General features: G+C 63.3%; 24 protein-coding genes. 12 read left to right on the plus strand and 12 right to left on the minus strand.

Going from position 1 to position 26,990, the window contains the following annotated elements; translation table 11 throughout:
• Positions 1 to 10: 10 nt before the first annotated feature.
• Complete coding sequence (locus AC07UB_RS21015; protein ID WP_494653739.1) at positions 11 to 706, minus strand: hypothetical protein; 696 nt, start codon at positions 704 to 706, stop codon at positions 11 to 13.
• A gap of 164 nt (positions 707 to 870) precedes the next feature.
• Between AC07UB_RS21015 and AC07UB_RS21020 the strand changes: the two genes are divergently transcribed.
• From AC07UB_RS21020 to AC07UB_RS21045, 6 genes are all read left to right on the plus strand, one after another.
• On the plus strand, positions 871 to 1,632 hold the full coding sequence (locus tag AC07UB_RS21020) for a 16S rRNA (uracil(1498)-N(3))-methyltransferase (RefSeq protein ID WP_494653737.1): 762 nt from the start codon (positions 871 to 873) through the stop codon (positions 1,630 to 1,632).
• A gap of 116 nt (positions 1,633 to 1,748) precedes the next feature.
• Positions 1,749 to 2,891, plus strand: coding sequence for an ATP phosphoribosyltransferase regulatory subunit (locus AC07UB_RS21025; protein WP_494653735.1), 1,143 nt, complete (start codon positions 1,749 to 1,751; stop codon positions 2,889 to 2,891).
• On the plus strand, positions 2,888 to 3,865 hold the full coding sequence (gene hisG, locus AC07UB_RS21030; protein WP_494653733.1) for an ATP phosphoribosyltransferase: 978 nt from the start codon (positions 2,888 to 2,890) through the stop codon (positions 3,863 to 3,865). Before AC07UB_RS21025 ends, hisG begins: the two co-directional genes overlap by 4 nt.
• Positions 3,866 to 3,983: 118 nt before the next feature.
• Entirely contained in the window at positions 3,984 to 5,021 is a 1,038-nt protein-coding gene (locus tag AC07UB_RS21035; RefSeq protein WP_492791855.1) for a glycosyltransferase family 2 protein, read from the plus strand.
• On the plus strand, positions 5,018 to 5,869 hold the full coding sequence (locus AC07UB_RS21040; protein WP_494653732.1) for a ChbG/HpnK family deacetylase: 852 nt from the start codon (positions 5,018 to 5,020) through the stop codon (positions 5,867 to 5,869). Before AC07UB_RS21035 ends, AC07UB_RS21040 begins: the two co-directional genes overlap by 4 nt.
• A gap of 143 nt (positions 5,870 to 6,012) precedes the next feature.
• Positions 6,013 to 6,819, plus strand: a complete 807-nt coding sequence (locus AC07UB_RS21045; RefSeq protein WP_492791853.1) for a DUF2076 domain-containing protein — start codon at positions 6,013 to 6,015, stop codon at positions 6,817 to 6,819.
• 72 nt (positions 6,820 to 6,891) lie between these two features.
• Here the strand turns inward: AC07UB_RS21045 and AC07UB_RS21050 are convergent, their stop codons facing one another.
• The gene (locus AC07UB_RS21050; protein WP_492791852.1) at positions 6,892 to 7,692 is read right to left on the minus strand and encodes a L,D-transpeptidase; all 801 of its coding nucleotides are present in this window, start codon (positions 7,690 to 7,692) and stop codon (positions 6,892 to 6,894) included.
• A 286-nt stretch (positions 7,693 to 7,978) separates the two neighbouring features.
• Here AC07UB_RS21050 and AC07UB_RS21055 point away from each other — a divergent pair, with 286 nt between their 5' ends.
• Entirely contained in the window at positions 7,979 to 8,752 is a 774-nt protein-coding gene (locus AC07UB_RS21055; RefSeq protein ID WP_492791851.1) for a protein phosphatase CheZ, read from the plus strand.
• Between the two features lie 56 nt (positions 8,753 to 8,808).
• On the opposite strand, the gene AC07UB_RS21060 is transcribed toward AC07UB_RS21055, so the two are convergent.
• Together AC07UB_RS21060 and AC07UB_RS21065 are read right to left on the minus strand one after the other, a co-directional pair.
• A complete protein-coding gene (locus tag AC07UB_RS21060; protein ID WP_492791850.1) occupies positions 8,809 to 9,990 on the minus strand; it encodes an MFS transporter in 1,182 nt (393 codons plus the stop codon).
• A gap of 76 nt (positions 9,991 to 10,066) precedes the next feature.
• Positions 10,067 to 10,600 (minus strand): hypothetical protein, encoded by a 534-nt coding sequence (locus AC07UB_RS21065; protein ID WP_492791849.1) that lies wholly within the window; start codon positions 10,598 to 10,600, stop codon positions 10,067 to 10,069.
• Between the two features lie 322 nt (positions 10,601 to 10,922).
• Between AC07UB_RS21065 and AC07UB_RS21070 the strand changes: the two genes are divergently transcribed.
• The 4 genes from AC07UB_RS21070 (at position 10,923) to AC07UB_RS21085 (ending at position 15,969) form a co-directional block, all read left to right on the plus strand.
• On the plus strand, positions 10,923 to 11,219 hold the full coding sequence (locus tag AC07UB_RS21070) for a co-chaperone GroES (RefSeq protein WP_492791848.1): 297 nt from the start codon (positions 10,923 to 10,925) through the stop codon (positions 11,217 to 11,219).
• A gap of 144 nt (positions 11,220 to 11,363) precedes the next feature.
• Positions 11,364 to 13,016, plus strand: a complete 1,653-nt coding sequence (groL, locus tag AC07UB_RS21075; protein WP_492791847.1) for a chaperonin GroEL — start codon at positions 11,364 to 11,366, stop codon at positions 13,014 to 13,016.
• Positions 13,017 to 13,180: 164 nt separating this feature from the next.
• On the plus strand, positions 13,181 to 14,380 hold the full coding sequence (locus AC07UB_RS21080; protein WP_494653728.1) for a hypothetical protein: 1,200 nt from the start codon (positions 13,181 to 13,183) through the stop codon (positions 14,378 to 14,380).
• 41 nt (positions 14,381 to 14,421) lie between these two features.
• On the plus strand, positions 14,422 to 15,969 hold the full coding sequence (locus AC07UB_RS21085) for a phytoene desaturase family protein (RefSeq protein WP_494653727.1): 1,548 nt from the start codon (positions 14,422 to 14,424) through the stop codon (positions 15,967 to 15,969).
• Positions 15,970 to 15,979: 10 nt separating this feature from the next.
• Here AC07UB_RS21085 and AC07UB_RS21090 read toward each other — a convergent pair whose 3' ends face one another.
• Positions 15,980 to 16,384: an META domain-containing protein gene (locus AC07UB_RS21090; RefSeq protein ID WP_494653725.1), complete on the minus strand. Its 405-nt coding sequence runs from the start codon at positions 16,382 to 16,384 to the stop codon at positions 15,980 to 15,982.
• A gap of 167 nt (positions 16,385 to 16,551) precedes the next feature.
• Entirely contained in the window at positions 16,552 to 18,216 is a 1,665-nt protein-coding gene (locus tag AC07UB_RS21095; protein WP_494653723.1) for an L-lactate permease, read from the minus strand.
• Positions 18,217 to 18,512: 296 nt separating this feature from the next.
• Here AC07UB_RS21095 and AC07UB_RS21100 point away from each other — a divergent pair, with 296 nt between their 5' ends.
• Positions 18,513 to 20,261, plus strand: coding sequence for an ABC transporter ATP-binding protein/permease (locus AC07UB_RS21100; protein WP_492791842.1), 1,749 nt, complete (start codon positions 18,513 to 18,515; stop codon positions 20,259 to 20,261).
• 30 nt (positions 20,262 to 20,291) lie between these two features.
• Here AC07UB_RS21100 and AC07UB_RS21105 read toward each other — a convergent pair whose 3' ends face one another.
• From AC07UB_RS21105 to AC07UB_RS21130, 6 genes are all read right to left on the minus strand, one after another.
• Positions 20,292 to 20,744, minus strand: a complete 453-nt coding sequence (locus AC07UB_RS21105) for an HPP family protein (protein ID WP_492791841.1) — start codon at positions 20,742 to 20,744, stop codon at positions 20,292 to 20,294.
• Between the two features lie 139 nt (positions 20,745 to 20,883).
• Positions 20,884 to 21,882, minus strand: coding sequence for a TorF family putative porin (locus AC07UB_RS21110; RefSeq protein ID WP_492791840.1), 999 nt, complete (start codon positions 21,880 to 21,882; stop codon positions 20,884 to 20,886).
• Between the two features lie 449 nt (positions 21,883 to 22,331).
• Positions 22,332 to 22,742: a histone gene (locus AC07UB_RS21115; RefSeq protein WP_492791839.1), complete on the minus strand. Its 411-nt coding sequence runs from the start codon at positions 22,740 to 22,742 to the stop codon at positions 22,332 to 22,334.
• 42 nt (positions 22,743 to 22,784) lie between these two features.
• Complete coding sequence (gene glcF, locus AC07UB_RS21120; protein WP_492791838.1) at positions 22,785 to 24,152, minus strand: glycolate oxidase subunit GlcF; 1,368 nt, start codon at positions 24,150 to 24,152, stop codon at positions 22,785 to 22,787.
• On the minus strand, positions 24,153 to 25,382 hold the full coding sequence (locus tag AC07UB_RS21125; protein ID WP_492791837.1) for an FAD-binding protein: 1,230 nt from the start codon (positions 25,380 to 25,382) through the stop codon (positions 24,153 to 24,155).
• Between the two features lie 80 nt (positions 25,383 to 25,462).
• Entirely contained in the window at positions 25,463 to 26,956 is a 1,494-nt protein-coding gene (locus AC07UB_RS21130) for an FAD-linked oxidase C-terminal domain-containing protein (protein ID WP_492791836.1), read from the minus strand.
• Between the last annotated feature and the right edge of the window lie 34 nt (positions 26,957 to 26,990).

A 26,990-nucleotide genomic window follows, 5' to 3' on the forward strand; every position in this document is an offset into this window, starting at 1 on the left:
TCCAGGCAAATCACCGGGTGAGGACGTTGCCGTTCAGCGTGTCGAAGGTGCTGCCGCCCTTCTTCATGGATTTGGCTTCCGGAAGCGAGGCGGAGCCGAGCGCTTCGCTCAGGCTCGGGCCCGCTGGACCGGCTGGGCCCTGCGCTGCGGCGGCGCAGACTTTCGCCAGCAACTGCTCGGTGCCGGCATGGCCCTTCTTCATCTGCTCGCCGACATTCGGAGGAATGCCGCACTTTTTCGCATTGCCCTCGACGAACTTGATCATCTTCACTTCGGCCTGCGCGAAACTGCCGATCAATTTGCAGGCCTCCTGCGGAGGAGCCTTGCGCTTGCCGGCAGCCTTGATCGCGTTGGCCTTGGCTTCGGCATCCTTGCGCAGCGGCGCGAAGCCGGTCTGACACTCTTCCGCGCCGGGTGGAGGACCCGCTTGCTGCTGCGGCATTCCGAAGCCGCCGCCGCCGACCGGCGCCGCGCCGGTCGAGAACGCATTTGAGGATGGGGCAGGTTGCGGGGGCGCAGCCGCTGCGCCGTTCACGGGCGGGAACGGCGACGCCGCAGGCGCGCCGCCCACGGGAGGAAATGGCGAAGCGGCAGGCGCAGCCTGTCCCGGCAGCGGCGCCGGAAATGCGCCCTGCGCGCGGACGTCCGCGACATGCATGACGAGCGCGGCGGCAGCCAGCGATAGAATAAGACGGTGGGCGGTCACGGATTCTCCTCCGGCGGGTTCCAGTGTCCCTGGATGATGTTTTACGATTCCCGCCTGCCGTTAACAACCCGTCGAATTTGGCGACAGCGCGGCGGTTCGCCGCGTAAGTGGCTGCTAATCCGCATTCATTGGGCTAGAAGTCGGAACATGAACGGACCCGCCTGATGCCCAAACTCGATTTTCGCAGCCCCCGCCTTTTCGTGGATGCGCCGCTCGCCGGTGGCAGCGGCATCGCGCTCGACCGCGACCAGTCCAATTATCTCGGCAACGTGCTGCGGCTCGCGGCTGGCGACACCGTGCTGGTCTTCAACGGCCGTGATGGCGAATGGCAGGCCACGCTCGCGGGCCGCAAGCGGCCGGACCGCGCCGAAATCGTCAGCCAGACCCGCGCGCAGGATGGTCTGCCCGATCTGCATTACGTGTTCGCGCCGCTGAAGCACGCGCGGCTCGACTACATGGTTCAGAAAGCCGTTGAAATGGGGGTCGCAGCGCTCCGGCCGGTGACGACGCGATTCACACAGGCGAGCCGCGTCAACACCGAACGGATGCGCGCCAATGTCATCGAGGCCGCCGAGCAATGCGGCATCCTCAGCCTCGCCGAGGTCCGCGATCCCGAACCGCTTGAGCGCTACCTGAACGCACGCGACGGCGGGCGTCTGCTGGCGTTCTGTGACGAGGAAGCGCCGACCGCCGATCCTGTCGCTGCCCTCGCGCAGGCCCGCGCCGGCCATGCGGGCGGTACCGATGTGCTGATCGGCCCCGAAGGCGGATTTGCCGAGGAGGAACGCGCGCTGCTGTTAAAGCAGCCGCGCATCGTGCGCCTCGCGCTGGGTCCGCGAATCCTGCGCGCCGACACCGCGGCGGTCGCGGCGCTCGCCGTCGTGCAGGCGGCAGTCGGCGATTGGGGACAATCGAATACACGCTGAGGTTGCATTCCGGAAGACCTCTCATTAAGCCCTTTTCCGGATCGTCGTCGAAACCCAGTCATTCCCGTGCTAAGGGACTGCCGATTCAAGCCTTTACCCCCGTTGGATACCGAATAATGAGCCAGACCAGTGCCGCAACCGCGACCGGGTCCGCCGCACAGGCGGACGCCCTGCTGCAGACATATGCGCGGGCTGGCTACACCCATGCGCGGCCGCCGATCCTGCAACCGGCGGAGCCGTTTCTCGATCTGTCCGGCGAAGACATCCGCAAGAGTCTTTATCTGACCTCCGACGCCACGGGCGAGGAGCTGTGCCTGCGCCCGGATCTCACCATTCCGGTGGCGCGGGAGTATCTCGCATCGAAGCGCGTGGGAGCGCCCGCAGGATTTTATTATCTCGGTCCGGTGTTTCGCTTTCGCGGCGGCCAGGCCAGCGAATTCAATCAGGCCGGCGTCGAATCGTTCGGCCGCAAGGATCGCGCCGCCGCCGACGCCGAAATGCTGGCGCTCGGTCTTGAAGCCGCGTCCGCATTCGGCGTGACCGGCGTCGATATTCGCACCGGCGATGTCGCCTTGTTCTCGGCGCTGATCGACGCGCTCGATCTCTACCCGGTGTGGAAACGCCGGCTCATCAAGGATTTCAACCGCAAGATTAGTCTCGCCGAGGATTTGCAGCGCCTGACGCTGGAAACCGGCAAGACCCGCAACGAATATGAAGGCGTGCTTGCGGCACTCGCCGGCTCCGACCGCAAGGCCGCGCTGGCGCTGGTCACCGACCTGATGTCGATCGCCGGCACCAGCAATGTCGGCGGCCGCACCGTGTCGGAAATCGCCGACCGCTTCCTCGAACAATCGACGCTCAAGGGCGGCGCGTTGCCGCGCGACGCACTGCAACTGATCGAGCGCTTTCTCGGCATCGCCGGCGAGCCGGACGCCGCCGCCGCACAACTGCGCGCGCTGGCGGCGGACGCCAAACTCGACCTCACCGCGGCCATTGACCTGTTCGAAAGCCGCACCGGGTTCATGGCCGCACGCGGCATCGACACCAAAGCCATTCGTTTCTCCACCGCCTTCGGCCGCGGCCTCGATTACTACACGGGCTTCGAGTTTGAACTGCACGCCAGAGGCAGCGGCACGGAGCCGCTGGTCGGCGGCGGGCGCTATGACGGATTGCTGACGCGGCTCGGCGCGCGCGAGCCCATTCCGGCCGTGGGATTCTCGATCTGGATCGAAGCGCTTTCGCAAGGGAGCGCCGCATGAGCACGCCGTTCGTCGTCGCCGTCCCGTCCAAGGGACGCTTGCAGGAAAACGCCGAGGCCTTCTTCGCGCAGGCCAACCTGACGCTGGCGAAGCCGCGCGGCGCCCGCGACTATCGGGGCACCATCGCCTGCCTCGACAATGTCGAGATCGCCTATCTGTCCGCCAGCGAGATTGCCGCACAGCTCGCGCGCGGCGCGGTGCACCTCGGCATCACCGGCGAGGATCTGATCCGCGAAAGCATTCACGATGCGGACAAGCGCGTGATGCTGATCGAAAGCCTTGGCTTCGGCAGCGCCAATGTCGTCGTGGCCGTGCCGCAGGCGTGGATCGACGTCCGCACCATGGCGGACCTCGACGACGTCGCGACCTCGTTCCGCGCGCGGCACAATCACCGGATGCGGGTGGCAACCAAATACATCAACCTGACGCGCAACTTCTTCGCCACCCATGGCGTCGTCGATTACCGCATCGTGGAAAGCGCCGGCGCCACCGAAGGCGCGCCAGCCGCGGGAACGGCCGAACTGATTGTCGACATCACCACCACCGGCGCCACGCTCGTCGCCAACGGATTGAAGGTGCTCGACGACGGCGTGATGCTGCGCAGCCACGCCAATCTCGTGGCCTCGCGCGACGCCGACTGGTCGCCGGAGGCCCGCGAGACCGCGCGGATCATTCTCGACCACATCGCGGCCAGCGCCCGCGCCCGCAAATACAAGGAAGTCCGCACCCGTTTCGCGGCCTGCAACGATGCACTGCTCGCCGAGGCCCACAACAGGTTCGGCGTGGTGTCGCCGTTCGGCGGGCCGACCTCGTCGGGCATGGTGACGTTGCACTGTCCGCCGGCGCAGCTTTATGCGCTGGGCAGTTTCCTGCGCGACCACGGCGCGGAAACCGTCTCGATCGCGTCGCTGGAATACGTGTTCGATCGCGAGAATCCGCTTTTCGCCAAACTTCAGGCTTTCCTGGGGCGATGAGATGCGGGGCCTTTGGCTCGCGGCGCTGCAACCAACACCGCAGACGTTCTGCGACCGTGGCGACAGCGCACGGCGATTACCATATGATGGTCGACAGGATATTTCTGGAAGCTGATCGATGACGCCGAGTAGCGATGTCTCAAATCTGTCGGGCACAGGCCGCGCGCAAGGCCTGTCGATCGTCGTGCCCGTCTTCAACGAGGCCGCGGGTCTTGCCCTGCTGCATGAGCGTCTTTGCGTGCTCGCCGGTTCGCTGAAGCGAAAGCACAATCTCGCATGTGAAGTCGTCTATGTGGACGACGGCTCGACCGACACGACGCTGAGCATTGCGCGCGGCCTGCCGCCCACGGCGATCGACGTGCAGGTGGTGTCGCTGTCGCGCAACTTCGGCAAGGAAGCGGCGCTGATGGCGGGGCTGGATCATGCCCGGCGCGGCGCGGTGCTGTTCATGGACGGCGACGGCCAGCACGCGCCTGAACTGGTGGAGCGGCTGGTCAGCCACTGGATCGTGGACGGCTACGACGTCGTCTATACGGCCAAGGCGCACCGCGATAACGAATCCATCCTGCGGCGCTTGAGCGTGCGCACATTTTACACGCTCATCAACTGGGGCGCACGGCAGAAAATTCCGGAAGACGCGGGCGACTTCCGCCTGCTGTCGCCCCGCGCCGCCGCAGCCCTGAAGCAGCTTCCCGAACGCAACCGCTTCTTCAAGGGGCTCGCAAGCTGGATCGGCTTCAAGCAATTGCGGGTCGACTACGAACCCGAGGCCCGCGCGCACGGCGTCACGACGTTCAGTCCGGGCCGGTTGCTCGGCCTTTCCATCGAAGGCCTGACCTCGTTCTCGGTGGCGCCGCTGCGGGTCGCGAGCCTACTCGGGCTGCTGCTGGCCTTCGTCGCGTTCCTGTTCGGCCTGTCGATCCTGTGGGAGACCGTCGTCAGCGGCAAATCCGTCCCCGGCTATCCGTCGCTTGTGGTCGGCCTGATGACCATCGGCGGCGTGCAGCTCATCATGATCGGCGTGATGGGCGAGTACATCGGCAAGATCCTGTCCGAGATCAAGGCGCGGCCGATCTACTTCGTCGCGGAGCACAGCGTGAAAAGCGCCGAGGCCTCAACCGCCGCCGACAAGACGCCACAGACTGCGGCTGAATGACCGTGGAGACGCCGCCGCGCCGTATCTGGCTGTGCGCCGACGATTACGGAATGAGCCCCGGCGTCAATCGCGCGATCCGCGATCTCATCGTACAAAAAAGAATCAACGCGACGTCCGTCATGGTGGTTGGTGCCGCTATAGACCGCGCCGAGATCGACGCACTGACGCAGGCGGTTGCAGCAAACACGGATTGCGCGATCGGGCTGCATGCCACGCTCACCGCGCCGTTCAGCCCGTTGACCATGCACTTCAGGCCGCTCGACGGCGGACAATTCTGGCCGCTCGGACGGCTGTTGCGCGCCAGTCTGTTCCGGCGGCTCGATGCCGAAATCATTCAGGCCGAACTGCTGGCGCAGATCGCGGCCTTCCGGCAGATGTTCAACCGCGCGCCGGATTACGTCGACGGCCACCAGCACGTGCAACTGTTTCCGCAAGTGCGCGACGCATTTCTTGCCGCAGTCAAAGATGCTGCACCCGGAGCATGGGTGCGGCAATGCGGGCGCAACCTGCCGCTGTCGCAACGGCTCGGCAACCCGAAGGCGCTGCTGCTCGATGTGCTGAGCGAGACGTTCCGCAGAAAGAGTGCGCGCGCGGGCATTTCGTTCAATCCGGGTTTCGCGGGCGCCTACGACATGGTGCGCGGTGGTGAGTTCGGCACGGCGATGCAGGGATTTCTCGACGGCCTGCCCGATGGCGGCCTTGTGATGTGCCATCCGGGATTTGTCGACGACACGCTCGTCAGTCTCGACAACGTCACCCATCAGCGGGAGCGCGAGTTTGCGTTTCTCGCAGGCGACGATTTCCCTCGCCTGCTCGCGGCAAGCAACGTCACGCTGCAGCGGGCATAAGGGTTCATTGCGCGCCTTAAGTCTTTTTGTCGCACCGCGATGAGCGGCTTTCCTAAATTTAATTCTGTCCGGGACTTAACCCGACACAATGCGGCCCTACATCATGACGCGCATCCGCGTGCCGGATGCTTCAGGAGGACGTCATGACGCCGCAGGAACGCCAACTGGTTGACGATCTGTTCGACCGTCTCGCCAAGCTCGAAAGCTCTCCGCGCGAGCCCGACGCCGACGCTGCGATCGCGCAGGGTTTGCGTCGTGCGCCCAATGCCGTCTATGCGCTGGTGCAAACCGCGCTCGTCCAGGACGAGGCCCTGAAGCGCGCCAGTGCCCGCATTCAGGAACTGGAAGGCGGCCAACAGGAACCGCGTCCATCCGGCGGCTTTCTGGATTCGATGCGCGACGCGATTCTCGGACCCGGTCAGGGCCGCGGTTCGGTACCGAGCATCCGCCCCGGTGAAGGCGCGCAACGCGGTCCGGTCTGGAACAGCGGTCAGGCGCTCGAGCAGGCGGACGCCCGCCTGGGCAACGATCCGCGCATGAACGATCCAAGGTCCGGCAATCCGGGCGGCGGACTTTTCGGCGGCGGAAATCCCGGTGGCGGTGGATCGTTCCTCGGTACGGCGGCGGCAACCGCAGCCGGCGTGATCGGGGGCTCGATGCTGATGAACAGCATCAAGGGCCTGATGGGTGGCGGTGGAAATCAGCAGAGTCTCGGCAACACCGCCGATGCCGGTGGCAGCAAGATGCCGTGGGACAACAGTTCGTCCTCGGGCAATCTCGCCCGCGATGCCGGCGTCAACGATGTCGGCAGAAGCGGCGACGCCGGCCAGCGCCAGAATTCCTACGATCAGGCGCAGGCCGATGCCGATCAGGATCAAGACCAGGATCAGGATGACGACGACGATTACGATTCCGGTGACTTCGACGACGGCGACAGCGATTTCGCCTGATCGATATCTCCGGCGACAAACGAAAACGGCCGCTGAATCCAGCGGCCGTTTTTTTTACAAGTTCAGTTTCGCTCAGATCACGACAACGCGCGTGCCGACAGGAACGCGGCCGTAGAGATCGATCACGTCCTCATTGCGCATCCGGATGCAGCCTGACGATACGTTGGTGCCGATGGTCCAGGGCTCGTTGGAGCCATGAATGCGATAGAGCGAGGTGCCGAGATACATCGCGCGGGCGCCGAGCGGATTTTCCGGGCCGCCTTCCATATGCCGCGGCAGATCCGGACGGCGCTTGAGCATTTCAGCTGGCGGCGTCCAGGCCGGCCATTCCTTCTTGGCCGAGATCGTCTTCACGCCTGACCAGGTGAAGCCCGGCTTGCCGACGCCGATGCCGTAGCGCAGCGCCTTGCCGCCACCCTGCACCAGATAGAGGAACTTGTTCGGCGTATCGATCACCAGCGTTCCGGGCGCGTGCCGGCCGCTATACTCGACCACCTGCTTCTCGAATTTCGGATCCATCCCCGGTCGGCCGGGCTCGATCGAAACGTCGCCCTGCCGCATGTCCTGACGATACTGCGGGTCCATCGGCGGCAGTCCGCCGCGTGACGGCATTTGCTCGTAGCGCGGATCCTGACGCGGCTGCGCGTAACCGGAATCGCCCGGCTGACCGCCGCTGAAAAGGAATTCGATGAAGCCGCCGCCCATATTGGATCGCTCGTTATAAGCGACCCGGATCGGCATCGGCGGTGTCTGTGCGTAAATCACGCGGGGCTCAGCTCCCGGCATGTCGTCTTCGAAAGCGAAGGCTTGAAATGAACCGGCGCCGAAACACACTGCGCCGGCGACAAGCGCGAGGGACATTTTTCTGAACATCGACGTACTCTGCACTGTTTCGTCGTTGACGCGCGGACTGCGCGCCTGAACAGGAACCATTTAAGTTTTAAATCGCCTCAGTTTGGTAAATGAAAACGGGTTTGGGATTCACCACGTCCGCAAATGAGCGGTGTTCTTCGCGGTAGCGTTTATTTTGGATGAACGCGGACGCTACATGGTTAATCGTTGGTATGCGCCGCTGCCCGCTTTCAGCGGCCCGCGGTTCCGTCTGAAACTTCGCGTTAAATGCCGCCGGGTTACAACGCCTCATCAGGGAGTGAGACCGATGGCTGTTCAGCGTAAACGATTTCGTATTGAGACGATCCAGTCCGGCGATATGCCGATGCTCGATCACGAAGCGGGCGACATCAACCCGCATCATCATCAGATCATGAGCGAGTTGCGCGCCATTCGCGCGCAGATGGCGTCTCACCGTAACGGCGTGGTCGCGGAGCAGGACGATACGCCGTCGTCGAAGGAACTGACGGCAGCCCAGCAGCTGCTCGGCAGCTATCGCGCCCAGATCGAACAGTGTGAAAAGCTGAAGGTCGAGCTTGATCTCATTCACGATGCCATCAACCGCACCAAGCAGGAAATCGCCGTGCTGCACGGCAAGAGCTTCAGCGGCGACGAGATGTCCAAGGTGACGGGCGAACTCGGCGCCGTCGTCGGCGGCACCGAACAGGCCACCCAGCAGATTCTCGAAGCCGCGGAAGCGATCGATCAGGCGGCGAGCGCGCTCGGCAAGCCGATGTCGCCGGATCAGCAGGCCATACTGAGCGAGGAAATTCAGGATCGCGTGGTCGGCATTTTTGAGGCCTGCAACTTCCAGGATCTCACCGGCCAGCGCATCAGCAAGGTGATGGCCACGATGAAATTCATCGAACATCACATCACGGTCATGATGGACATCTGGGGCGGCGTCGATGCGATCAAGCAGCACGCGCCGGCCATCATCGATACGCGCGTCGGCGACGCCCGCCTGTTGAACGGTCCGAAGGCCGTCGATGATGAGGTGGGTCACGCGTCGCAGGACGACATCGACGCGATGTTCAACTAAAAATATCGAACAGCTTGTGACGAAAGAAACCCGGAGATCGCTCCGGGTTTTTCTTTTCAGGACGGCCGCCGGATCGCGATGAAACAGCCGAGCGCCAGCAGCGCCATCGCGATCAGCATTTCCAGCGCAACCGGTCCCGACCACCGGTCGATGACATAGGCCAGCGCGAACGGCGCGAACGCCTGACACATCTGCGCGGGCCGCGCGATCCGGCCCACCACGCGGCCGTATCCCACAGGCCCGAACAGCGCCAGCGGCAACGCGCCGCGCGCGATGGTGACAACGCCATTGGCCGCGCCGAACATCAGCGCGAACACCGTCGCGACGGCAGGCGAAATGCCGATCGCCACCAGAAGAGTGAATGCGCAGGCCATCAGCGCCATGGCTATCCGTGCGACCCAGAGCGGATGCAGCCGCCCGCCCGATACAAAGTCCGCAATCCGTGTGAGCACCTGCGCCGGCCCGAACAGCGCGCCGATGACCACCGCAGTTCCCGCATCGATCCCGCCGCGCTGCAGGATCGTCAGCAAATGCGCCAGCGTTCCGGATTGCACGAAGGCGTGGGCTGCAAATCCCGCCGCCATCAGAATGAATGGTACACCGGCGGCCGGTATGATCTTCGCAGGTTTCACCGGCACGGCGCCCTCAGCGACGGGCACCGGCACGTAGACCGCGTTGCGCGGCAGCACGAAGGCATAAAGCGGCGCGACGATGAACGCCATCACACCGGCGAATACGAAATAGACGCTGCGCCAGCCGCCATGCGAGATCAGCAACTGGGTCGTCGGCCATGAAAGAGTGGACGCAAGACCGCCGACGAAGGTCACCAGCGTAATCGGCCGCCGCGAGGCCATTCCGAAAATACGCGCCAGCGCCGTGAAGGCGGGGTCGTAGAGATTGCAGGCCATCGCGAGGCCGAGCAGCACCCAGCTTGCGAGATAAAGCCAGTACTGGTCGGTCAGCGGAAGAATTACGAGCCCGAGCGCGCCGATCAACGCGCCGCCTGCCATGATAAAATGCCCGCCATGGCGCTCGACCAGGCCGCAGGCGAACGGAGCGGCGAGACCGGAAACGCCCAGAGCGATGGAAAATCCGAAAAGCGCCTGCGCCAGCGACCAGCCGTGCGCGGCGGCGATGTGCGGCATCGTCAGCCCGGGCGGATAGAACAGCGCGCCCCAGCCCAATATTTGCGTAATGCAGAGAACACCGACAGCGCGGTAAGGGCCGGAGATCAGCACCCGAAGTCCGGCCTCCTTTTTTTGCCGCCCGTCTGCGCGAGCGGTCAGTCGTCAGGACAACGCTGAGGCCGGCTGCTCAGGCGCGCGGCGCGCAGCGGACGTACACCATTGTTCCATAGCGTCCCGAGGCGTCCTTGTCGATGAATCGCGTCATCAGAACCCGTCCATCGAAGGAAACAATCTCGCGATCCTTTTCCCCGCCAGCAGGACCGGCCGGACCGATGTAGTTCTTGCCGCTCTGGCTGCCCTTCAGGCGCAGCTCCTGCGGTGTGGCCTCGTCCGGAAGATGCATGATGACGCCACCGGTGGCGCCCTGCCCGATCACATAGGGATTTTTGCACTGGCCCCGCGCCGCCGCTTCAGTGCGGGCGCGATCCTCCGGTTTGTGGAACGACGCGAGCCCCCACCGTCCGACAATTTCATCGGATCGGATAGTCGCCGGGACGTCAGGCGCCACGCCGGGTTCCTGCACGGTGGGCTGCGATCCGCCGAAACCACCGAACCCGCCGAACCCTCCGCCGCCGCACGCGCCGAGAAAGCCCGACAGCACCGAGACGGCCATCAAGGTGGTGATTTTGGACCTGTTAGATGGCTCGATCGCTTTGATCATGGTGTCTCCCGGCAAGATTCTTGGGTCCCCGCTTGCCCGACTGACAAGCCGGGCCATCAACAGCGGATGATGGGGTGTTATCAAATACGCCCGCGCCCCTCTTATGGTTTCCAGATCATCCTATATTGGCCTCACCAAGGCCTTAAGGGCCTCGCTTGACAGGATCGGCGGCAACCCATATTCCGAACCCGTCATTAGCACTCTTGGAGCGTGATTGCTAAGGGTAAGGCTTCGGTCCCTCAAGGGGTTAGCTTAGCCCATTATCCACGGCCCGCGCTCCACCGCACGTCAAATCTTGCAATCAACGTCTAGAGGATACCCGATGGCCAAGACAACTTTTCGCCCGCTGCATGATCGTGTCGTCGTCAAGCGCATCGACGCCGATGAAAAGACCAAGGGCGGCATCATCATTCCCGACAGCGCCAAGGAAAAGCCTTCGCAGGGCAAGGTTGTCGGCGTCGGCCCCGGCGGCCGCGACGAAGCCGGCAAGCTGATCCCGATCGACCTCAAGGTCGGCGACACCGTGTTGTTCGGGAAGTGGTCGGGCACCGAAGTGAAGCTCGACGGCGAAGACCTCCTCATCATGAAGGAGTCGGACATCATGGGCGTGCTGAAGTAAGCGATCGACCAAAAAACGCGGCGCTCTCGGTCGTCATGCCCGGACTTGATCCAGGCATCCACGACTTGATCGACCGACGACGTGGATGGCCGGGACAAGCCCGGCCATGACGCAAAACAATCTTTCCATTTCGGAGTAACTCACATGGCTGCCAAGGACGTTAAATTTTCCGGAGACGCGCGCGATCGCATGCTGCGTGGCGTCGACATTCTCGCCAACGCCGTCAAGGTGACGCTCGGCCCGAAGGGCCGCAACGTCGTCATCGACAAGAGCTTCGGCGCACCCCGCATCACCAAGGACGGCGTCACCGTCGCCAAGGAAATCGAACTTGAAGACAAGTTCGAGAACATGGGCGCGCAGATGCTGCGCGAAGTCGCCTCCAAGACCAACGACACCGCGGGCGACGGCACCACCACCGCCACCGTGCTGGCGCAGGCCATCGTTCGCGAAGGCGCGAAGTCCGTCGCCGCCGGCATGAACCCGATGGATCTCAAGCGCGGCATCGACATCGCCGTGACGGCCGTCGTCAAGGACATCGAAAAGCGCGCCAAGCCGGTGGCTTCCTCGGCTGAAATCGCCCAGGTCGGAACCATTTCCGCCAACGGCGACTCCAACATCGGCTCGATGATCGCCAAGGCAATGCAGAAGGTCGGCAACGAAGGCGTCATTACGGTCGAGGAAAACAAGGCGCTCGAAACCGAGGTCGACATTGTTGAAGGCATGCAGTTCGACCGCGGCTATCTCTCGCCCTACTTCGTCACCAACCCCGAGAAGATGACAGCCGAGCTGGAAGACGCCTATGTCCTCCTGCACGAGAAGAAGCTGTCCGGCCTGCAGGCCATGCTGCCCGTGCTCGAAGCTGTCGTTCAGACCGGCAAGCCGCTCCTTATCGTCGCCGAAGACATCGAAGGCGAAGCTCTCGCGACGCTGGTCGTCAACCGTCTGCGCGGCGGCCTCAAGGTCGCTGCCGTCAAGGCTCCGGGCTTCGGCGATCGCCGCAAGGCCATGCTGGAAGACATCGCGATCCTCACCGGCGGCCAGCTGATTTCCGACGATCTCGGCATGAAGCTCGAGAACGTCACCGTGAAGATGCTCGGCCGCGCGAAGAAGGTCGTGATCGACAAGGAAAACACCACCATCGTCAACGGCGCCGGCAAGAAGGCCGACATCGAGGCGCGCGTGAACCAGATCAAGGCGCAGGTTGAGGAAACCACCTCGGACTACGACCGCGAGAAACTTCAGGAGCGTCTCGCCAAGCTCGCCGGCGGCGTCGCGATCATTCGCGTCGGCGGCGCGACCGAGATCGAAGTGAAGGAAAAGAAGGATCGCGTCGAGGACGCGCTCAACGCGACCCGTGCGGCCGTTCAGGAAGGCATCGTGCCGGGCGGCGGAACTGCCCTGCTCCGCGCCAAGAAGGCCGTCGGCCGCATCCAGAACGACAACTCCGACGTTCAGGCCGGCATCAACATCGTGCTGAAGGCTCTGGAAGCTCCGATCCGCCAGATCGCCGAGAACGCCGGCGTCGAAGGTTCCATCGTTGTCGGCAAGATCCTCGACAACAAGACCGAGACCTACGGCTTCGACGCGCAGAACGAAGAGTATGTCGACATGGTCGCCAAGGGCATCATCGATCCCGCCAAGGTGGTTCGTACCGCCCTGCAGGACGCAGCCTCTGTCGCCGGTCTTCTCGTCACCACCGAAGCCATGGTCGCCGAACTGCCGAAGGAAGCAGCACCGGCGATGCCGGGCGGCGGCGGAATGGGTGGCATGGGCGGAATGGGCGGCATGGGCTTCTAAAGCCCGTCGCTTTCACCCCAACTACATCAAAAGGCCGCCTCCGGGCGGCCTTTTTTATTGCCTCAGCCTCTGAAGAATTTTCGCGACAATCCGTCCCGGTTTTGAGATTGTCCGCATTCGACGCACTCCCCTGCGATTCAGGATCAAGTTCAGGATCAAATTCCATGCGCGCATTGATGATTGGCTGCACCGTCGCTCTCGTGAGCGCAGGATCGTGGTCGGCAACCCACGCCCAAACGGCGAAAGACGCGAAAGCTGCCCCCGAGGGCAGCGTGCGCTACTTCAATTCACTGGGCGACCTGCTCGGCGACCTGCCGGTCGATGCCTTCATCAAGGAAACGCGCGCAGGCGGAAAGCTTGTCTCGGCGCTGCTCGACGTCTGCTATTCGGTCTCGACCACGTCGGATCGCAAGGATCGCTTCGCCATCGAACTGAAGGTCGAGGGCGAGAAGCTCAGCGGCAGCGGACAGAGTTTCGAGAACAAGACCCCGGTGTCGGTCAACCTGATCCGCAAGGGCGGCAAGTCCACGTCATTCGACGGCAAGATCACTTTGGGAGGTGTTCCGAACTCCGTATCGTCGCCGGACAACTCCGATGTCGATGAGAAGGAATTCCAGCAGTCGCAGGTGGTCGATGACGACCTCTCCGACGCGCCCAAGGATTTCACGCAGGTGTCGCCGCAGTCGGTGGCTGTCCGCGTCAAGCGCGAGAATTTCGCCGATCTGGTCAAGAGTCTGAAAGGCCAGAACGTGCAGATCGCGCTCGACAGCATCGCAACCGATTGCAACGCGCTGCGCTCGGGCGGACAGGTGCTGCGCCTGGTGGTCGATCCGGCGCGCGCACCCGGCCTGGTCGCGAGCCTGAAGACGTCGCCCGGCGTGGTGACAGCGGGCTGGACCTCCGGCAGCTACGACATGGAGCGCGCGATCCGCTTTGCCGCGGCCGACTGGAGCGAAGGCGGAAAGCTGAAGCGGGACAAATTCGCCAACGCCATCGCCGCGACGGCCGCGAAAGTCATGTCGGCGAAACCAGGCACGGCAACCTGGAACGACACGACCGGCGAACTGACCTTCACCATCAAGCGTCCGAGCCAGCTGGCGCCCGCGCTCGACCTGACCGAGACGCTGGAAATCACGGCACTGATCAGCCCCGACAAACCCGGCGGGTCCGACCGCATGATCGTCTGGCTCGCCGTTCCCACCAGCAAGACCACGGACGAGAGCGCCGGTCCTCAGTTGCAGTTCGCGGACAACGCCGGCGGCGAGGAGGAAAGCACGTTCAATGACGACGACGGCATGATCAAGGCGATCGCGTCCGAGTTGAAAGGGCAGCGCTGGGACACCGACAAGGCGTCATGGAAGTAATCCACCGCCCCGCGTCCGCCCGCCACAAGGTCCGATAAAACATGACGCGCTATGATGCCGTCATCATTGGCGCGGGCCTCGGGGGTCTCACCGCCGGCGCGATCCTCGCACGTGCTGGACGCAAGGTGCTCGTGATCGAGCGCAGCAATTCGGTCGGCGGCGCGGCCTCAAGCTACAAGGTCGGCGATCTGTTCGTCGAAGGCTCGCTGCACGAAACCAGCGACCCGCACGATCCGCGCGATCCCAAGCATGGTCCGCTGACGCGCGCCGGCGTCCTCGACGCTGTGAAATGGATTCCCTCAGGCGCGTTCTACGAAGTGCGCGGCGGTCCGGTCGGCGCGCCGCTCACGCTACCCGACAATTTCGGCGCCGCCCGGCAAGCGTTGACGGAGCGATTCCCGGAAGCACGTGACGGCATCGCGCGATTGCTGGGCGAGATGGAGCGGATTTCCTCCGCGATGGGAACACTGTCGCGCGGCAGCCGGGCCTTCAGGACACCACTGCTAGCCTTCCGCGCGATGCGCAATCTGTTGCCCGCAATCCGCGACTGGAACCTGTCGCTGTCGCAAAAGCTCGACCGGGTGTTCGGCAACAATGAAGCCGTCAAAGCGGCCATTGCCGCCAACCTGTCCTACTATCACGACGACCCCGCCACGACGTGGTGGATGTTCTTTGCGATGGCGCAGGGCAGTTACTTCCTGAGCGGCGGACGCTATGTGCAGGGCGGATCGCAGCGGCTCTCCAGCGCGCTGGCGCGGGCCATCAAGACTGCTGGCAGCGACGTCATCCTGCGCCGCGCCGCAAGCCACATCGGCGTCGATGCGCAAGGCCGCGTCGTCAGCCTCACCCATACGGCGAAAGACGGCAGCGATCCGCAGACCGTGGACGCCGCGCGCGTCATCGGCAACGCTGCGCCGGAGGTGCTGGCCGCGCTGCTGCCCGATGCGGACGGCGCGAAACTGAACGCCGCCTACAGCAATCGCCCGCGATCGATTTCGTTGTTCGCGCTGACGCTCGGCCTGTCGAAGCCGCCGCGCGAGTTCGGCATCGCGCGGTATTCGACGCAAGTGCTGCCGGACTGGATGACCACGCTCAGCGATTACGCACTTGCCACGACGCTGATGGCGGGCGAGCCCGATCGGCGCATGCCGCCTCTCGCTGTCGTCGACTATGCGGCGATCGATTCAGGCGTGCCTGCGCCACCTTATGTTCTGTCAGTCGTCGGGCCGGATGTGTTGTCGAACTGGGACGGCAGCGACGATCAGGATGCTTATCGCGCCAAACGCGCACGGTGGCAGGACGCCATCGTGGCCTATCTCGACACACACTATCCGGGACTGGCGGGCGCCGTCGTGACATCGTCATTCAACACCGCGCTGTCGGTGCGGACATATCTCGGCGCGCCGCTGGGCGCTGTTTATGGTTTCGCGCCGGTGCCGCCGCGCTCGCTGTTCGGCGCGCCGAAACGCACGCCCGCGACGCCGATACCGGGACTTTACCTTGCATCGGCCTATGCCGGATTCGGCGGTTACACCGGCGTGATCCAATCCGCAGGCGCCTGCGCCGACATGATCCTCGGCGAGCGCTGAAACCCGCCGCTCAGTTCGTGTTCAGCCGGAACCGCAACGTCTTTGCACCGACGAACGACACGAAATCGCCCTGCCGCTTCCAGGTCGCCGCTTCGCTCAAGGTAGCAACCAGCGCGTCGTCCGCTTGCGCACGCGCAGGCGAGCAGCCGCGATCTTCCAGCACACCCGGCACGAAGATGACGGTGTCGTTGGCTACCGAGAACTGGCCCTTGCCGGACTTGCACCACAAATCGAGCACGGCCTCACCCTTGTCGCCAATTTCGAGCGTCGGAATTTTCTTCGATCCCGGCTGCGGCGCAACGTCCAGAGTCATTTCAGCGCCGAACGGAAACTCGCTGGCGGCGTTTGCCGGCGCAAGCCCGATCACACCCGCCGCGACGGCAAGCCCGAATACAGCGTGTCGCAAAATCGTCATGACTGAAGACCCCGGATTTCGATTTCGCGCAGGTTCTAGACGCTCGCAGAGTTGTTTTCCAGTGCGTGCGCTGCCCAAATTGCGCGCGCATGACTGACAGAAAAGCCAAATGAAAATCCCCGCAGCTTGCGCCGCGGGGATTTGTAGAGAGCCGTAACAGCGATGGGTTACTTCAGTACCATCGCAGTGAACGGATAGACGTAGGCTTGCAGCATCACGAGGAAGCCGACGAGACATGCCAGCACGATCGAGTGCCAGAACACGTAGCGAAGGATCGTGCCTTCGTGGCCGTACCAGTTGGTGGCGGTCGAAGCCACGACGATCGACTGGGCGTCGATCATCTTGCCCATGACGCCGCCGGACGAGTTCGCCGCCGCCATCAGGATCGGCGAAATGCCGAGCTGTTCCGATGTGATCTTCTGCAGGTTGCCGAACAGCACGTTCGATGCCGTGTCGGACCCCGTCAGCGCAACGCCCAACCAGCCGAGCAACGTGCCGAAGAACGGATACAGCACGCCGGTCGCGGCGAAGGCGAGACCGAGCGTCGCATCGACGCCCGACAGGCGCGTCAATGTGCCGATCGCAAGCATCGCCGAAATCGTGATCAGCGAGATCGCGCAGACCTTGATGGTGCGGCCATACTCTCCAATCAGCCTGGCGGGCGAGAAGCCCATCAGGAAGCCGGAGATGATCGCCGCGATCAGCATGCCCGTTCCGGTGAATGACAGATACGTGAACGAGAACACGGCGCCTTCCGGCGTCGGCTTCGCGGCCACCGGCGGCACCTTGTTGATCAGGTTGTGCAGTTCGGGAACCGGGTAGTTCCAGGTGAAGATCGAGTTCGCCCAGGTCTTGAACGACCCGTTACCCCAGATCAGCATCACGATACAGACGATGATCCATGGCAGCATCGCGCTCCAGAGCTGGCCCTGCGTCAGCGGTGTGGTATCGAGCGGCTTGTTCGCCTTCATCGTCGCCGACGATTCGTCCTTGCCGCGCAGCACTGGCGACAGCCACAGCTCCTTCGGCTGCCAGACCTTCAGGAACAGGATCAGCGCCCCCATCGAGATCAGCGATGCACCGATATCGACGATCCAGGGATTGATGTAGTTCGAGATCACGAACTGGGGAATCGCGAACGAAACAGCGGTGACCAGAATCGCCGGCCACACCTGCATCATGCCGCGCCATCCGGCGAACGCCCAGATCACCCAGAACGGCACCAGCAGCGAGAAGAACGGCAGTTGCCGTCCGACCATCGCACCAAGAACGTAGGGATCGAAGCCGGTGACGGACGCGAGGCCCTGGATCGGGGTGCCGAGTGCGCCGTAGGCGACCGGCGCGGTGTTGGCGATCAGCGACAGGCCGGACGCCGCAAGCGGCGAGAAGCCGAGACCGATCAGGACCGCACCGGTAATCGCGACCGGCGTGCCGAAGCCCGACGCGCCTTCGAAGAACGCGCCGAACGAAAACGCGATCAGCAGCAACTGGAGACGGCGGTCGGTGGTGACGCCGCCGATCGCACGTTGCAGCAGCTCGAACCGTCCGGTCTCGACCGTGATGCGGTAGAGGAAAATGACGTTGAGCACGATCCAGCCGATCGGGAAGAATCCGACCACGACGCCGAGCAGCGACGCACGGATCGACATGCCGGCAGGCATGGTAAAGACAAAAATCGTGATGATGTTGGCGACGATCAGAGCGATGATCGCGGCGATGTGAGCCTTGACCTTGCCGCTGGCGATCAGCACCAGCAGTGTCACAACGGGGATGGCGGCTGCTATCGTCGACAGCGCAGCGTTCCCCAGCGGATTATAAATTTGATTCCACATTGCAGTTTCCTCCCCACGTCATTGTTCGAACGGCCGACCAGCGTGGTTGGTCAACGCGTCTGCATGCTGGAGAGCACAAGCGTGTGATGAAAATCGTGAGCGCAGACCCGAGCCCCAAAACGCTCACAATGCCGCTAAATGAACGGCCCCCAGCCTTCGCCGTCGGCGCCATGCTAGAGTGAATGTCGCACCATGGACAAGATGCCGCAGGGTCAGCTCTTTGCGACTTTAGTCTAAAAATTGAGAATTTCTGATATTTTTCAGGGCCTTGCTGCCCATCCAAGGAGAAGAATTCTGTGAATGGTATCGGCGCGACGCTCAAAACCGTGTGGAGGATTGCCGCACCCTATTTCCGTTCCGAAGACAAATGGGCGGGCCTGGCCCTGCTCGCCGCGGTCATTGTCATCGAACTTGCGACGGTGGCCATCAATGTCTTGCTGAACTCCTGGAACAACCGCTTCTACAACGCGCTGCAGGAACGCAACTGGGACAACTTCGTCTCCGAAATTCTCTACTTCACGATCATCGTGACGATCTTCATCGCGATCGCGGTCTATCAGCTCTATCTCAATCAGTGGCTGCAGATCCGCTGGCGCAAATGGATGACCGAACGTTATCTCGGCGAGTGGCTCAATCACGCCAATCACTACCGGATGCAGCTCCAGGGCGACGCCGCGGACAACCCCGACCAGCGCATGACCGATGACGTCAAGCTGTTCGTCGACCGCACGCTGAACATCGGGGTCGGCCTGCTCAACGCCGTGGTGACGCTGGGGTCGTTCATCGTCATCCTCTGGACGCTGTCGAGCGCCGCACCGCTGCATCTGTTCGGACGGGACATCGACATCCCGGGATATATGGTCTGGGGCGCGCTGATCTATGCCGCGCTCGGCACTTGGCTGACGCACCTGATCGGCCATCCGCTGGTCGGGCTGGACTTCCGGCAGCAGAAATACGAGGCGGATTTTCGCTTCAACCTCGTGCGCGTCCGTGAGAACTCCGAACAGATCGCCCTGCTGGACGGCGACAGCGCCGAGCGTCAACGCCTGCTGACGCGCTTCGGATTCGTGGTCGAGAACTGGATCGGCATCATGAACCGCACCAAGAAGGTGACGGCCTTTACCGCGAGCTATTCGCAGGCCTCGGTGATCTTTCCTTATATCCTTGTCGCGCCCGCCTACTTCGCCAACAAGATGCAGCTCGGCGGCATGATGCAGACCGCCTCCGCCTTCGGCAGTGTGCAGGGCGCGTTGTCCTTCTTTATTTCGACCTATCGCACGCTCGCCGAATGGCAGGCGGTGATCGCGCGCCTCGACGGCTTCGAGACCGGAATCGGCGCGGCCAAGACGCTGGCGGCAAACCCCGCCTCGATCCAGACGGTCGCCACACCCGGCGCTTCCGTGATCGGCCTCGGCGATCTGCTGCTCGCGTTGCCGAACGGCAAACCGCTGATCCAGACCTCGGGATTCACGTTGCGAAAAGGCGAGCGCACGCTCGTCACCGGCCCATCCGGTTCAGGCAAGTCGACGCTGTTTCGTGCCATCGCCGGCATCTGGCCATTCGGCAAGGGCGCGATTTCGATTCCGAAAGGCGCATCGCTGATGATGCTGCCGCAGCGTCCCTACTTCCCGGTGGGCCCGCTGGCGTCCGCGATCACCTATCCCGCGAAGGAGAACACGTTCGATACGGCAAGGCTCGAGGAAGTGCTGAAACTCGTCGGATTGCCGGCGCTGGCGTCGCGGCTGGCCGAGGAAGGCCATTGGAACAGAACGCTGTCGCTCGGCGAGCAGCAGCGGCTCGGCCTCGCGCGGGCGCTGTTGCACGCGCCACAGTATCTCTTCCTCGACGAGGCAACGGCCTCGCTCGACGAGCCGTCGGAGACCCTGCTCTATCGCCTGATCGAGGAAAAACTGCCGGACACCACCGTCGTCTCGATCGGACACCGCAGCACGCTCGATGCATTCCATCAGCGCCGGGTGTCGCTGGTTCGGGACGGAGACCGATTCACGCTGAGCGACGAAGAGAAGCCAGCGACGGTGGCGTAACAATCGCGCGGGCGAAAGCAACACAAGCCGCTACAGCCAGTGCTCCGGCCATGGCTGCCGCCGGACCCAGCGGTGCCAGACGAAGGCAAATGCGGTCAGCAGCAGCGCGCCGGCGAAAACCGGCGCGACCACGAAGGTCCATGGCAGATTGGCTGACACCACCAGCAGCGGGTTGATCCCCGCCGGCGGATGAAACGTCCGGGTGACGAACATCGCAAGGACCGCCAGCCCCACCGCTGCGGCGGCCGCCCACGCCTGCGGGCCTGCGGCATGAAGCACCATCAGCCCCACCAGCGTCGCCACCAGATGACCGCCGATCAGGGCGCGCGGCTGCGCTGGCGGCGCATCGGGTGAGCCGATGACAAGCACGATCGAGGTCGCGAACGGAATAACGGCAAGCGGATAATTCATCGTGGCCGACAGCCACTCCATCCCACCGATCGCCAGCGCGGCGCCGAGACCGGCGATGGCGCCGGCTTTCACGTTGCGCTTTCCGGCCTCGTCCAAAAATTCCGATGACTGACGCCGGCTTCTGCTCACAGGAATTCACCGTCACGGCATTCGACAAACAAAAGGGGCGGCAGATTTCTCTGCCGCCCCTGAAGCTTTCAGATGAAGGCTCTTACTTCAGGCCGCTGAGCGTTGCGTCGGCCGAGAGCTTGGCGATGAACGTGTCGCCGCACCACTTGGAGCCGATGCCACCCGGATTGATCGGGGTCGCGTTGTTCTGCTGACCGGCATTGAAGTCGCTGGTGAAGGCGTTGCAATCACCCTTGCTGAGATCGGTGCCCGAGTAACGCAGGTCGAGGGTGAACACCTTGTAGGTGAAGCCCACGCCGATGTTCCAGGTGTTGTAGTCAGCATACTTGATGCCGAACTGGAACGGGTCGCCGACGATGCCGGTGCCATAGAAGGCATCAGAGGTGCCCAGCCACTGGCGGCCGAATTCACCCGACACGTAAGCGCCGATGCCGCTGGTGCCGAACAGCGTGCCCGGTGCGGTGATCTTACCGGTGATCGACGCGTAGGTGCCGTCAGCGCCGGTGTTCAGGAAGTTCGGCGAGTAGAACACGTTGCCGCCCAGCGAGAAGTTGTCGTTAAAGGTGTAGGCCACCTTGCCGTACACTTCGTAGAAGGAGACGTCCTTCTTCATGACGTTGCCGTTGGCGAGGATCACAGGATTTGCCTCGTTCGGGCAAACCGCGGCCACGGTCAGGATACCAGCGGTACAGGTTCCACCTGGATACAGGTAACCGAACACACCGAAGTCGAAGGCGACGGGGCCGAAGGTCGGGCGGATACCGCCGTAGACGTCGATTTCAGCAGCGGCGCGGTTGGCGAACGAAATGCTGGTCGCGGCCGTACCGACGTAGAGCTGAAGGTTTGGATTGATGTTGTAGCGCGGCTCGAAATAAGCGGTACCGGCCGGCTGGTTGTTCGACTGCGTGACGCCGCGGAACAGGTAGTTGCTCATGATGCCGGCGCCGAACGCGATATCCCAAGGCGACACGACTTCAACCGGCGGCGCCTTCTTGTAGACCTTGCCGAGATCGGCGGCCGACGCCGAACCCAGACCCATCGCAACCGCAACGGCTGCGATCGACAAACTTACTTTCTTCATGACGATCCCCATCATCGTTTAAAATTCAGTCCGATTGCCGAAGGTCCGAATGACAAGCGTAATCGACTGCGTGAACTCGTGGTCCCAATCTGCGGGGCACAGGGATGTTCGGAAAGCAAAAAACCCAAGCAATTGCCGCCTTTTTAGGCGTTTAAACCGCTTCAAAAGATGTTCTGCCGCAGTGTTGCATTCTGACAACAAATTTCGGCCTCAATTGAAGCCGGCAGCAGGTATTCCTGCGAACCCTTGGCAATTGAACATCCACCGAGACACCCGGACGCCAGGAATTGCGCGCCCCCTCGTCCGATTCGCCGCCGCCGCCGTTCGGCCCGGACCCCGCCAGCTCCGGACGCGCGCGCCTAAACGCGAAAGGCCGCAGCGATTGCTGCGGCCTCCCAAAATCCTGCGCCAAAAAGCCCTGCGGTACCCGCCGAGGCGGGCCTAGGACCTCAATTGTTGCTGTCGTCGCTGCCGGAGCCGAAACCAGACGACCAGCTTGGGGCCGGAGCTGGAGCAGGTGCCGGGCTGGACCAGCTGGGCTCGGCTGAACTCGCAGCGGATTCAGGCGCGGGCGCCGCAGCAGGCTTCGGAGCGCGCTTCTTCTTCGGAGCGGCCTTCTTGGGTGCAGCCTTTTTAGCCGCCTTTTTGGGAGTGGCCTTCTTGGCGGAAGATTTCTTTGCCGACTTCTTGGCGGCCTTCTTGCTCGCCTTCTTGCCGGACTTTTTGACCGCCTTCTTCGCCGATTTTTTGGCGGACTTCTTCGCAGACCTCTTGGAAGATTTCTTCGCGGTTTTCTTCTTCGCCGCGGTTACCTTCTTCGCCTTCTTGCTTTTAGCTTTCTTCTTCTTCGCTTTAGCCATTGTGGTCCTCCTGTTTCGCCAGCCGCACGTTCAAACCGGCGTTCAAGCACTCCCAACGCGGGGGCCCTTCATCGATGCCGCCAATAAATCCGGTCGAGGACCGCCTGTCGCCCAATCGAGCAGCTCAATCGTGTGCACCACAGGGACTGACGTTCCGTCGGTACTTTCCACCGAGCCAATCTGCACCATGCAACCGATGTTGCCGGCAGAGATGATGTCCGGCGTCGTCGAAGCGATGTTGGCGATCTTCCGTTCGCGCAGTCGCCTTGCAATGTCGGGCTGGAGGATGTTGTACGTTCCCGCCGAACCGCAACACAGATGACTCTCCGGCACATCTTTCACCACGAATCCGCTCTTGGAAAGCAATTCTTTCGGAAGCTGCGTGATTTTCTGTCCGTGCTGCAACGAACATGCGGAGTGATACGCGACGACGAGATCGTTTTTGCTTTGTGGCCACGCGATGTCGAGACCACCGAGATATTCGGTGACGTCCTGCGCGAGAGCCGATATTCGCGCGGCTTTCTCCGCATAGGCGCGATCCTCGCGCAACATGTAGCCATAATCCTTGATGGTCGTGCCGCATCCCGACGTGGTTACGAGGATGGCGTCGAGGCCGTTTTGGTCGGCCTCCCTTGTCCACACCTCGATATTCGCCCGCGCGCGCTTCAGCGCATCGCCGTCGTGGCCCATGTGATGCGTCAGCGAACCGCAGCACTGTTCGTCGGCCACCAGCACGACCTCGATGCCATGGCGGGTCAGCATCCGGATCGCGGCCTGATTGATACCCGGCGACAGCACCTGCTGGGCGCAGCCTTGCAGCACCGCCACGCGGCCGCGCTTTTCACCCTCGGCGGGAAATACCGTGCCACCGGCTGGCCCGGCCGCAGGTAAATGCGCCGGCGCAAGCGCGAGCATCGCGCGCAGCCGGTCGAAGAAGGTCGGCGTGGTCTGGCCTTTGGGGGAAGCCGGCAGCAACGCCGCGAACGGCTTGCCGAGCCGGGCCGCGATCATGCTTGCCCGAAACAGGCCGGGACGCGGCAGCACGAAGGCGAGGACGCCGCGCAGGAATCGCTCGGGAAGCGGCCTGGAATATTCCTCCTCGACCTTCACCCGCGCCTGATCGACCAAGTGCATGTAGTTCACCCCCGAGGGGCAGGTGGTCATGCAGGCGAGGCACGAGAGGCAGCGATCGATATGCTTGACCACCTCCTGCGTCGGGGCCCGGTCGTTCTCGAGCATGTCCTTGATGAGGTAGATGCGGCCGCGCGGGCTATCCAGTTCGTCGCCGAGCAGGACGTAAGTCGGGCACGTCGCCGTGCAAAACCCGCAATGCACGCAGGCCCGCAGGATCTTGTCGGCTTCGCGGATATCCGGATCGGCAAGCTGCGCGAGAGAAAATTCGGTCTTCATTTAGCGCACCATCCGGCCGCGGTTGAGAACATTGCGCGGGTCGAAACTCGCCTTGACGCGCAGGCCCAGCGCCGCCACGCCGGCCTCCTGCGGATGAAACACATCCACCGCGTTGCGCACCTGATCGCTGGCGCGCAGCAACGTGGCGTGGCCGCCGATCGCCTTCAGCCGCTCCCGCAGGAGTACCGCATGGGCGTCCGGTGCGGGCGGCAGCGCCGCCCAGATCAGCCCGCCGCCCCAATCGTAGATCACATCGCCGCCTGTTTCGCGCGCCAGCGCCTGCCCGAATGCCCCACCGGAGGCTGGCGGGCAGACGATACGCCACACCGGCCAGGCGCCCAGCGATCCGGCCGCCGCGAACGGCGTAACATCGCGAAGGGAAGTCCAGACCGATCCGGACGCTTCATCCTCGATCATGTCCGCCGCGCCAAATGGCGCAAGCGCATCGCGTACCGATCCCGCGCGGTGCGGAACCGAGGCGCCGATCCCCTCCAGCCGGACCAGCGTCACCGCCTGCCGGGTCTCGCCCAGACCGGACAATGTGCCGTCCGCACTCCGGAAGATCGAGGCCGGCAGATGCGCCACGCCCGACACGTCGTATGGCGATCCCAGCGCGACGGTCATGGCCCGGTTCGCCGTGACGTCGTCGAGGCCGCGCAGCACCAGCGTGCGCTCGGTTTCCGCCTTGGGCAGCACCTTGAGCGTCACCTCGGTCATCACCGACAGGGTGCCCCACGACCCCGCCAGCAGCTTGCAAAGGTCGTAGCCGGTGACGTTCTTGACCACCTTGCCGCCGGTCTTGAAGGAGTCGCCAAAGCCCGAGACGGCATGGGCGCCGAGCAGATGATCACGCACGCCGCCGGCCTTGATGCGCCGCGGACCCGCCAGACCCACCGCGATCATGCCGCCGACGGTCCCGGCACCGCGCGGAGTTCCCAGCAGCACCGAGGTGTCCATCGGATCGAACGCGAATTGCTGGTTCTTGGAATCGATCAGCGACAGAACATCCGCCATCGGCGCGCCGGGCTGCACGGTGATGATCAGTTCGTTCGGCTCATAGGACGTGATCGCGTTCAATGCCGAGACGTCCAGCACGGCATTGGTGGCCATCGGCTGGCCGATCGCGCGCTTGCTGCCATGACCGATAATTTCAAGCGGCTGCTCGGCGGCGACCGCATCGCGGACCGCCTGCTCCACATCCTTCGCATCACGCACTTTCAACGTATCCACGCCGCCGCCCGTTTTTCTATCTGTTGCAAATCAAATGATCCCTGCCGGTCACCCGGCGGTTGCTCTGGAAGCGATCGCATTCAAAATCGCGGGATATCAGGAAACGCGAGCTTGCCGCCGTGGACATGGACGCGGCCCAGTTCTGCACAGCGATGCAGCGTCGGAAACACCTTGCCCGGATTGAGCAGGCCTTGGGTGTCGAACGCGCATTTGAGGCGTTGCTGTTGGGCCAAGTCGATGTCGCTGAACATCTCGGGCATCAGGTCGCGCTTCTCGACGCCGACGCCATGCTCACCGGTCAGCACGCCGCCGAGCTTGACGCACAGCCGCAGGATGTCCGAGCCGAAGGCTTCCGCCTTGTCCATCTCCTCGGGGATATTGGCGTCGTACAGAATGAGGGGATGAAGGTTGCCGTCGCCGGCATGGAAGACATTCGCGACGCGCAGGCCGTATTTTTCCGACAGATCGCGAATACCGGCCAGTGCTTCCGGCAGCTTGCCGCGCGGAATCGTGCCGTCCATGCAGAGATAATCCGGCGAGAGCCGCCCGACCGCCGGGAACGCCGCCTTGCGGCCAGACCAGAACAGCAGCCGCTCCTGTTCGGAATTCGAGATCTGCAACGTGGTCGAGCCGCACGCGCGCGCGATTTTCTCCACGCGCTCGATCAGTTCGTCGACCTCCGCCTTCGGGCCGTCGAGTTCGATAATCAGCAGCGCCTCGACGTCGAGCGGGTAGCCTGCGTGCACGAATGCTTCCGCGGCGACGATGGCGTTCTTGTCCATCATCTCCATGCCGCCCGGAATGATGCCGGCGCCGATGATGTTCGCGACGCACTGGCCGGCGGCTTCGATCTCCGCGAAACCCACCATCAGGGCGCGCGCGGTCTCCGGCTTTTGCAGGATGCGCACGGTCACTTCGGTGACGACGCCGAGCAGGCCCTCCGACCCGTTGATGACTCCCATCACGTCGTAGCCGTCGTTCTCGGGCGCCTTGCCGCCGATGCGCAGGATTTCGCCGGTGATCAGCACGAATTCGCAGCCCAGCACATTGTTGGTGGTCATGCCGTATTTCAGGCTGTGCACGCCGCCGGAATTCTCCGCGACATTGCCGCCGATCGAGCAGGCGATCTGCGACGACGGATCGGGCGCGTAGTAGAAGCCCTTGTGCGCCACGGCCTGGCTGATGGCGAGATTGGTCACGCCGGGCTCGACCACCGCCACGCGGTTGTCGAAGTCGATTTCGCGCACACGCTTGAACTTGCCCAGCCCCAGCAGCACGCCGTCCGCAAGCGGCAGCGATCCGCCCGACAGCGACGTTCCGGAGCCGCGCGGCACCACCTTGATGCCGTTGTCGTGGCAGTATTTCAGAACCTGGGACACCTGTTCCGTGGTGTCGGGCAGCACCACCACCATCGGCGGCTGGCGATAGGCGGTCAGCGCATCGGATTCGTAGGGCTGCATCTCACGGGTCGTGGAGATCACGCCCTCACCCGGCACGATCTTTTGCAAAGCTGCGACGATTTCCTCGCGGCGATCAAGGATTGCCCGATCCGCTTCAGGCATAATGATAGACATGGCAATCTCCAGCGTGTTTGCGTCACGCATATTG

It is taken from the genome of Afipia sp. GW821-FHT04G03 (genome assembly GCF_059419985.1).

Coding starts and splice junctions, on each gene's coding strand:
- groL (WP_492791847.1), top strand. CDS start 11,364: ATGGCTGCCAAGGACGTTAAATTTTCCGGAGACGCGCGCGATCGCATG.
- glcF (WP_492791838.1), bottom strand. CDS start 24,152: ATGAAGACCGAATTTTCTCTCGCGCAGCTTGCCGATCCGGATATCCGC.
- AC07UB_RS21110 (WP_492791840.1), bottom strand. CDS start 21,882: ATGAAGAAAGTAAGTTTGTCGATCGCAGCCGTTGCGGTTGCGATGGGT.
- hisG (WP_494653733.1), top strand. CDS start 2,888: ATGAGCACGCCGTTCGTCGTCGCCGTCCCGTCCAAGGGACGCTTGCAG.
- AC07UB_RS21115 (WP_492791839.1), bottom strand. CDS start 22,742: ATGGCTAAAGCGAAGAAGAAGAAAGCTAAAAGCAAGAAGGCGAAGAAG.
- AC07UB_RS21085 (WP_494653727.1), top strand. CDS start 14,422: ATGACGCGCTATGATGCCGTCATCATTGGCGCGGGCCTCGGGGGTCTC.
- AC07UB_RS21080 (WP_494653728.1), top strand. CDS start 13,181: ATGCGCGCATTGATGATTGGCTGCACCGTCGCTCTCGTGAGCGCAGGA.
- AC07UB_RS21065 (WP_492791849.1), bottom strand. CDS start 10,600: ATGATCAAAGCGATCGAGCCATCTAACAGGTCCAAAATCACCACCTTG.
- AC07UB_RS21090 (WP_494653725.1), bottom strand. CDS start 16,384: ATGACGATTTTGCGACACGCTGTATTCGGGCTTGCCGTCGCGGCGGGT.
- AC07UB_RS21070 (WP_492791848.1), top strand. CDS start 10,923: ATGGCCAAGACAACTTTTCGCCCGCTGCATGATCGTGTCGTCGTCAAG.
- AC07UB_RS21055 (WP_492791851.1), top strand. CDS start 7,979: ATGGCTGTTCAGCGTAAACGATTTCGTATTGAGACGATCCAGTCCGGC.
- AC07UB_RS21025 (WP_494653735.1), top strand. CDS start 1,749: ATGAGCCAGACCAGTGCCGCAACCGCGACCGGGTCCGCCGCACAGGCG.
- AC07UB_RS21040 (WP_494653732.1), top strand. CDS start 5,018: ATGACCGTGGAGACGCCGCCGCGCCGTATCTGGCTGTGCGCCGACGAT.
- AC07UB_RS21045 (WP_492791853.1), top strand. CDS start 6,013: ATGACGCCGCAGGAACGCCAACTGGTTGACGATCTGTTCGACCGTCTC.
- AC07UB_RS21035 (WP_492791855.1), top strand. CDS start 3,984: ATGACGCCGAGTAGCGATGTCTCAAATCTGTCGGGCACAGGCCGCGCG.
- AC07UB_RS21020 (WP_494653737.1), top strand. CDS start 871: ATGCCCAAACTCGATTTTCGCAGCCCCCGCCTTTTCGTGGATGCGCCG.
- AC07UB_RS21050 (WP_492791852.1), bottom strand. CDS start 7,692: ATGTTCAGAAAAATGTCCCTCGCGCTTGTCGCCGGCGCAGTGTGTTTC.
- AC07UB_RS21095 (WP_494653723.1), bottom strand. CDS start 18,216: ATGTGGAATCAAATTTATAATCCGCTGGGGAACGCTGCGCTGTCGACG.
- AC07UB_RS21130 (WP_492791836.1), bottom strand. CDS start 26,956: ATGTCTATCATTATGCCTGAAGCGGATCGGGCAATCCTTGATCGCCGC.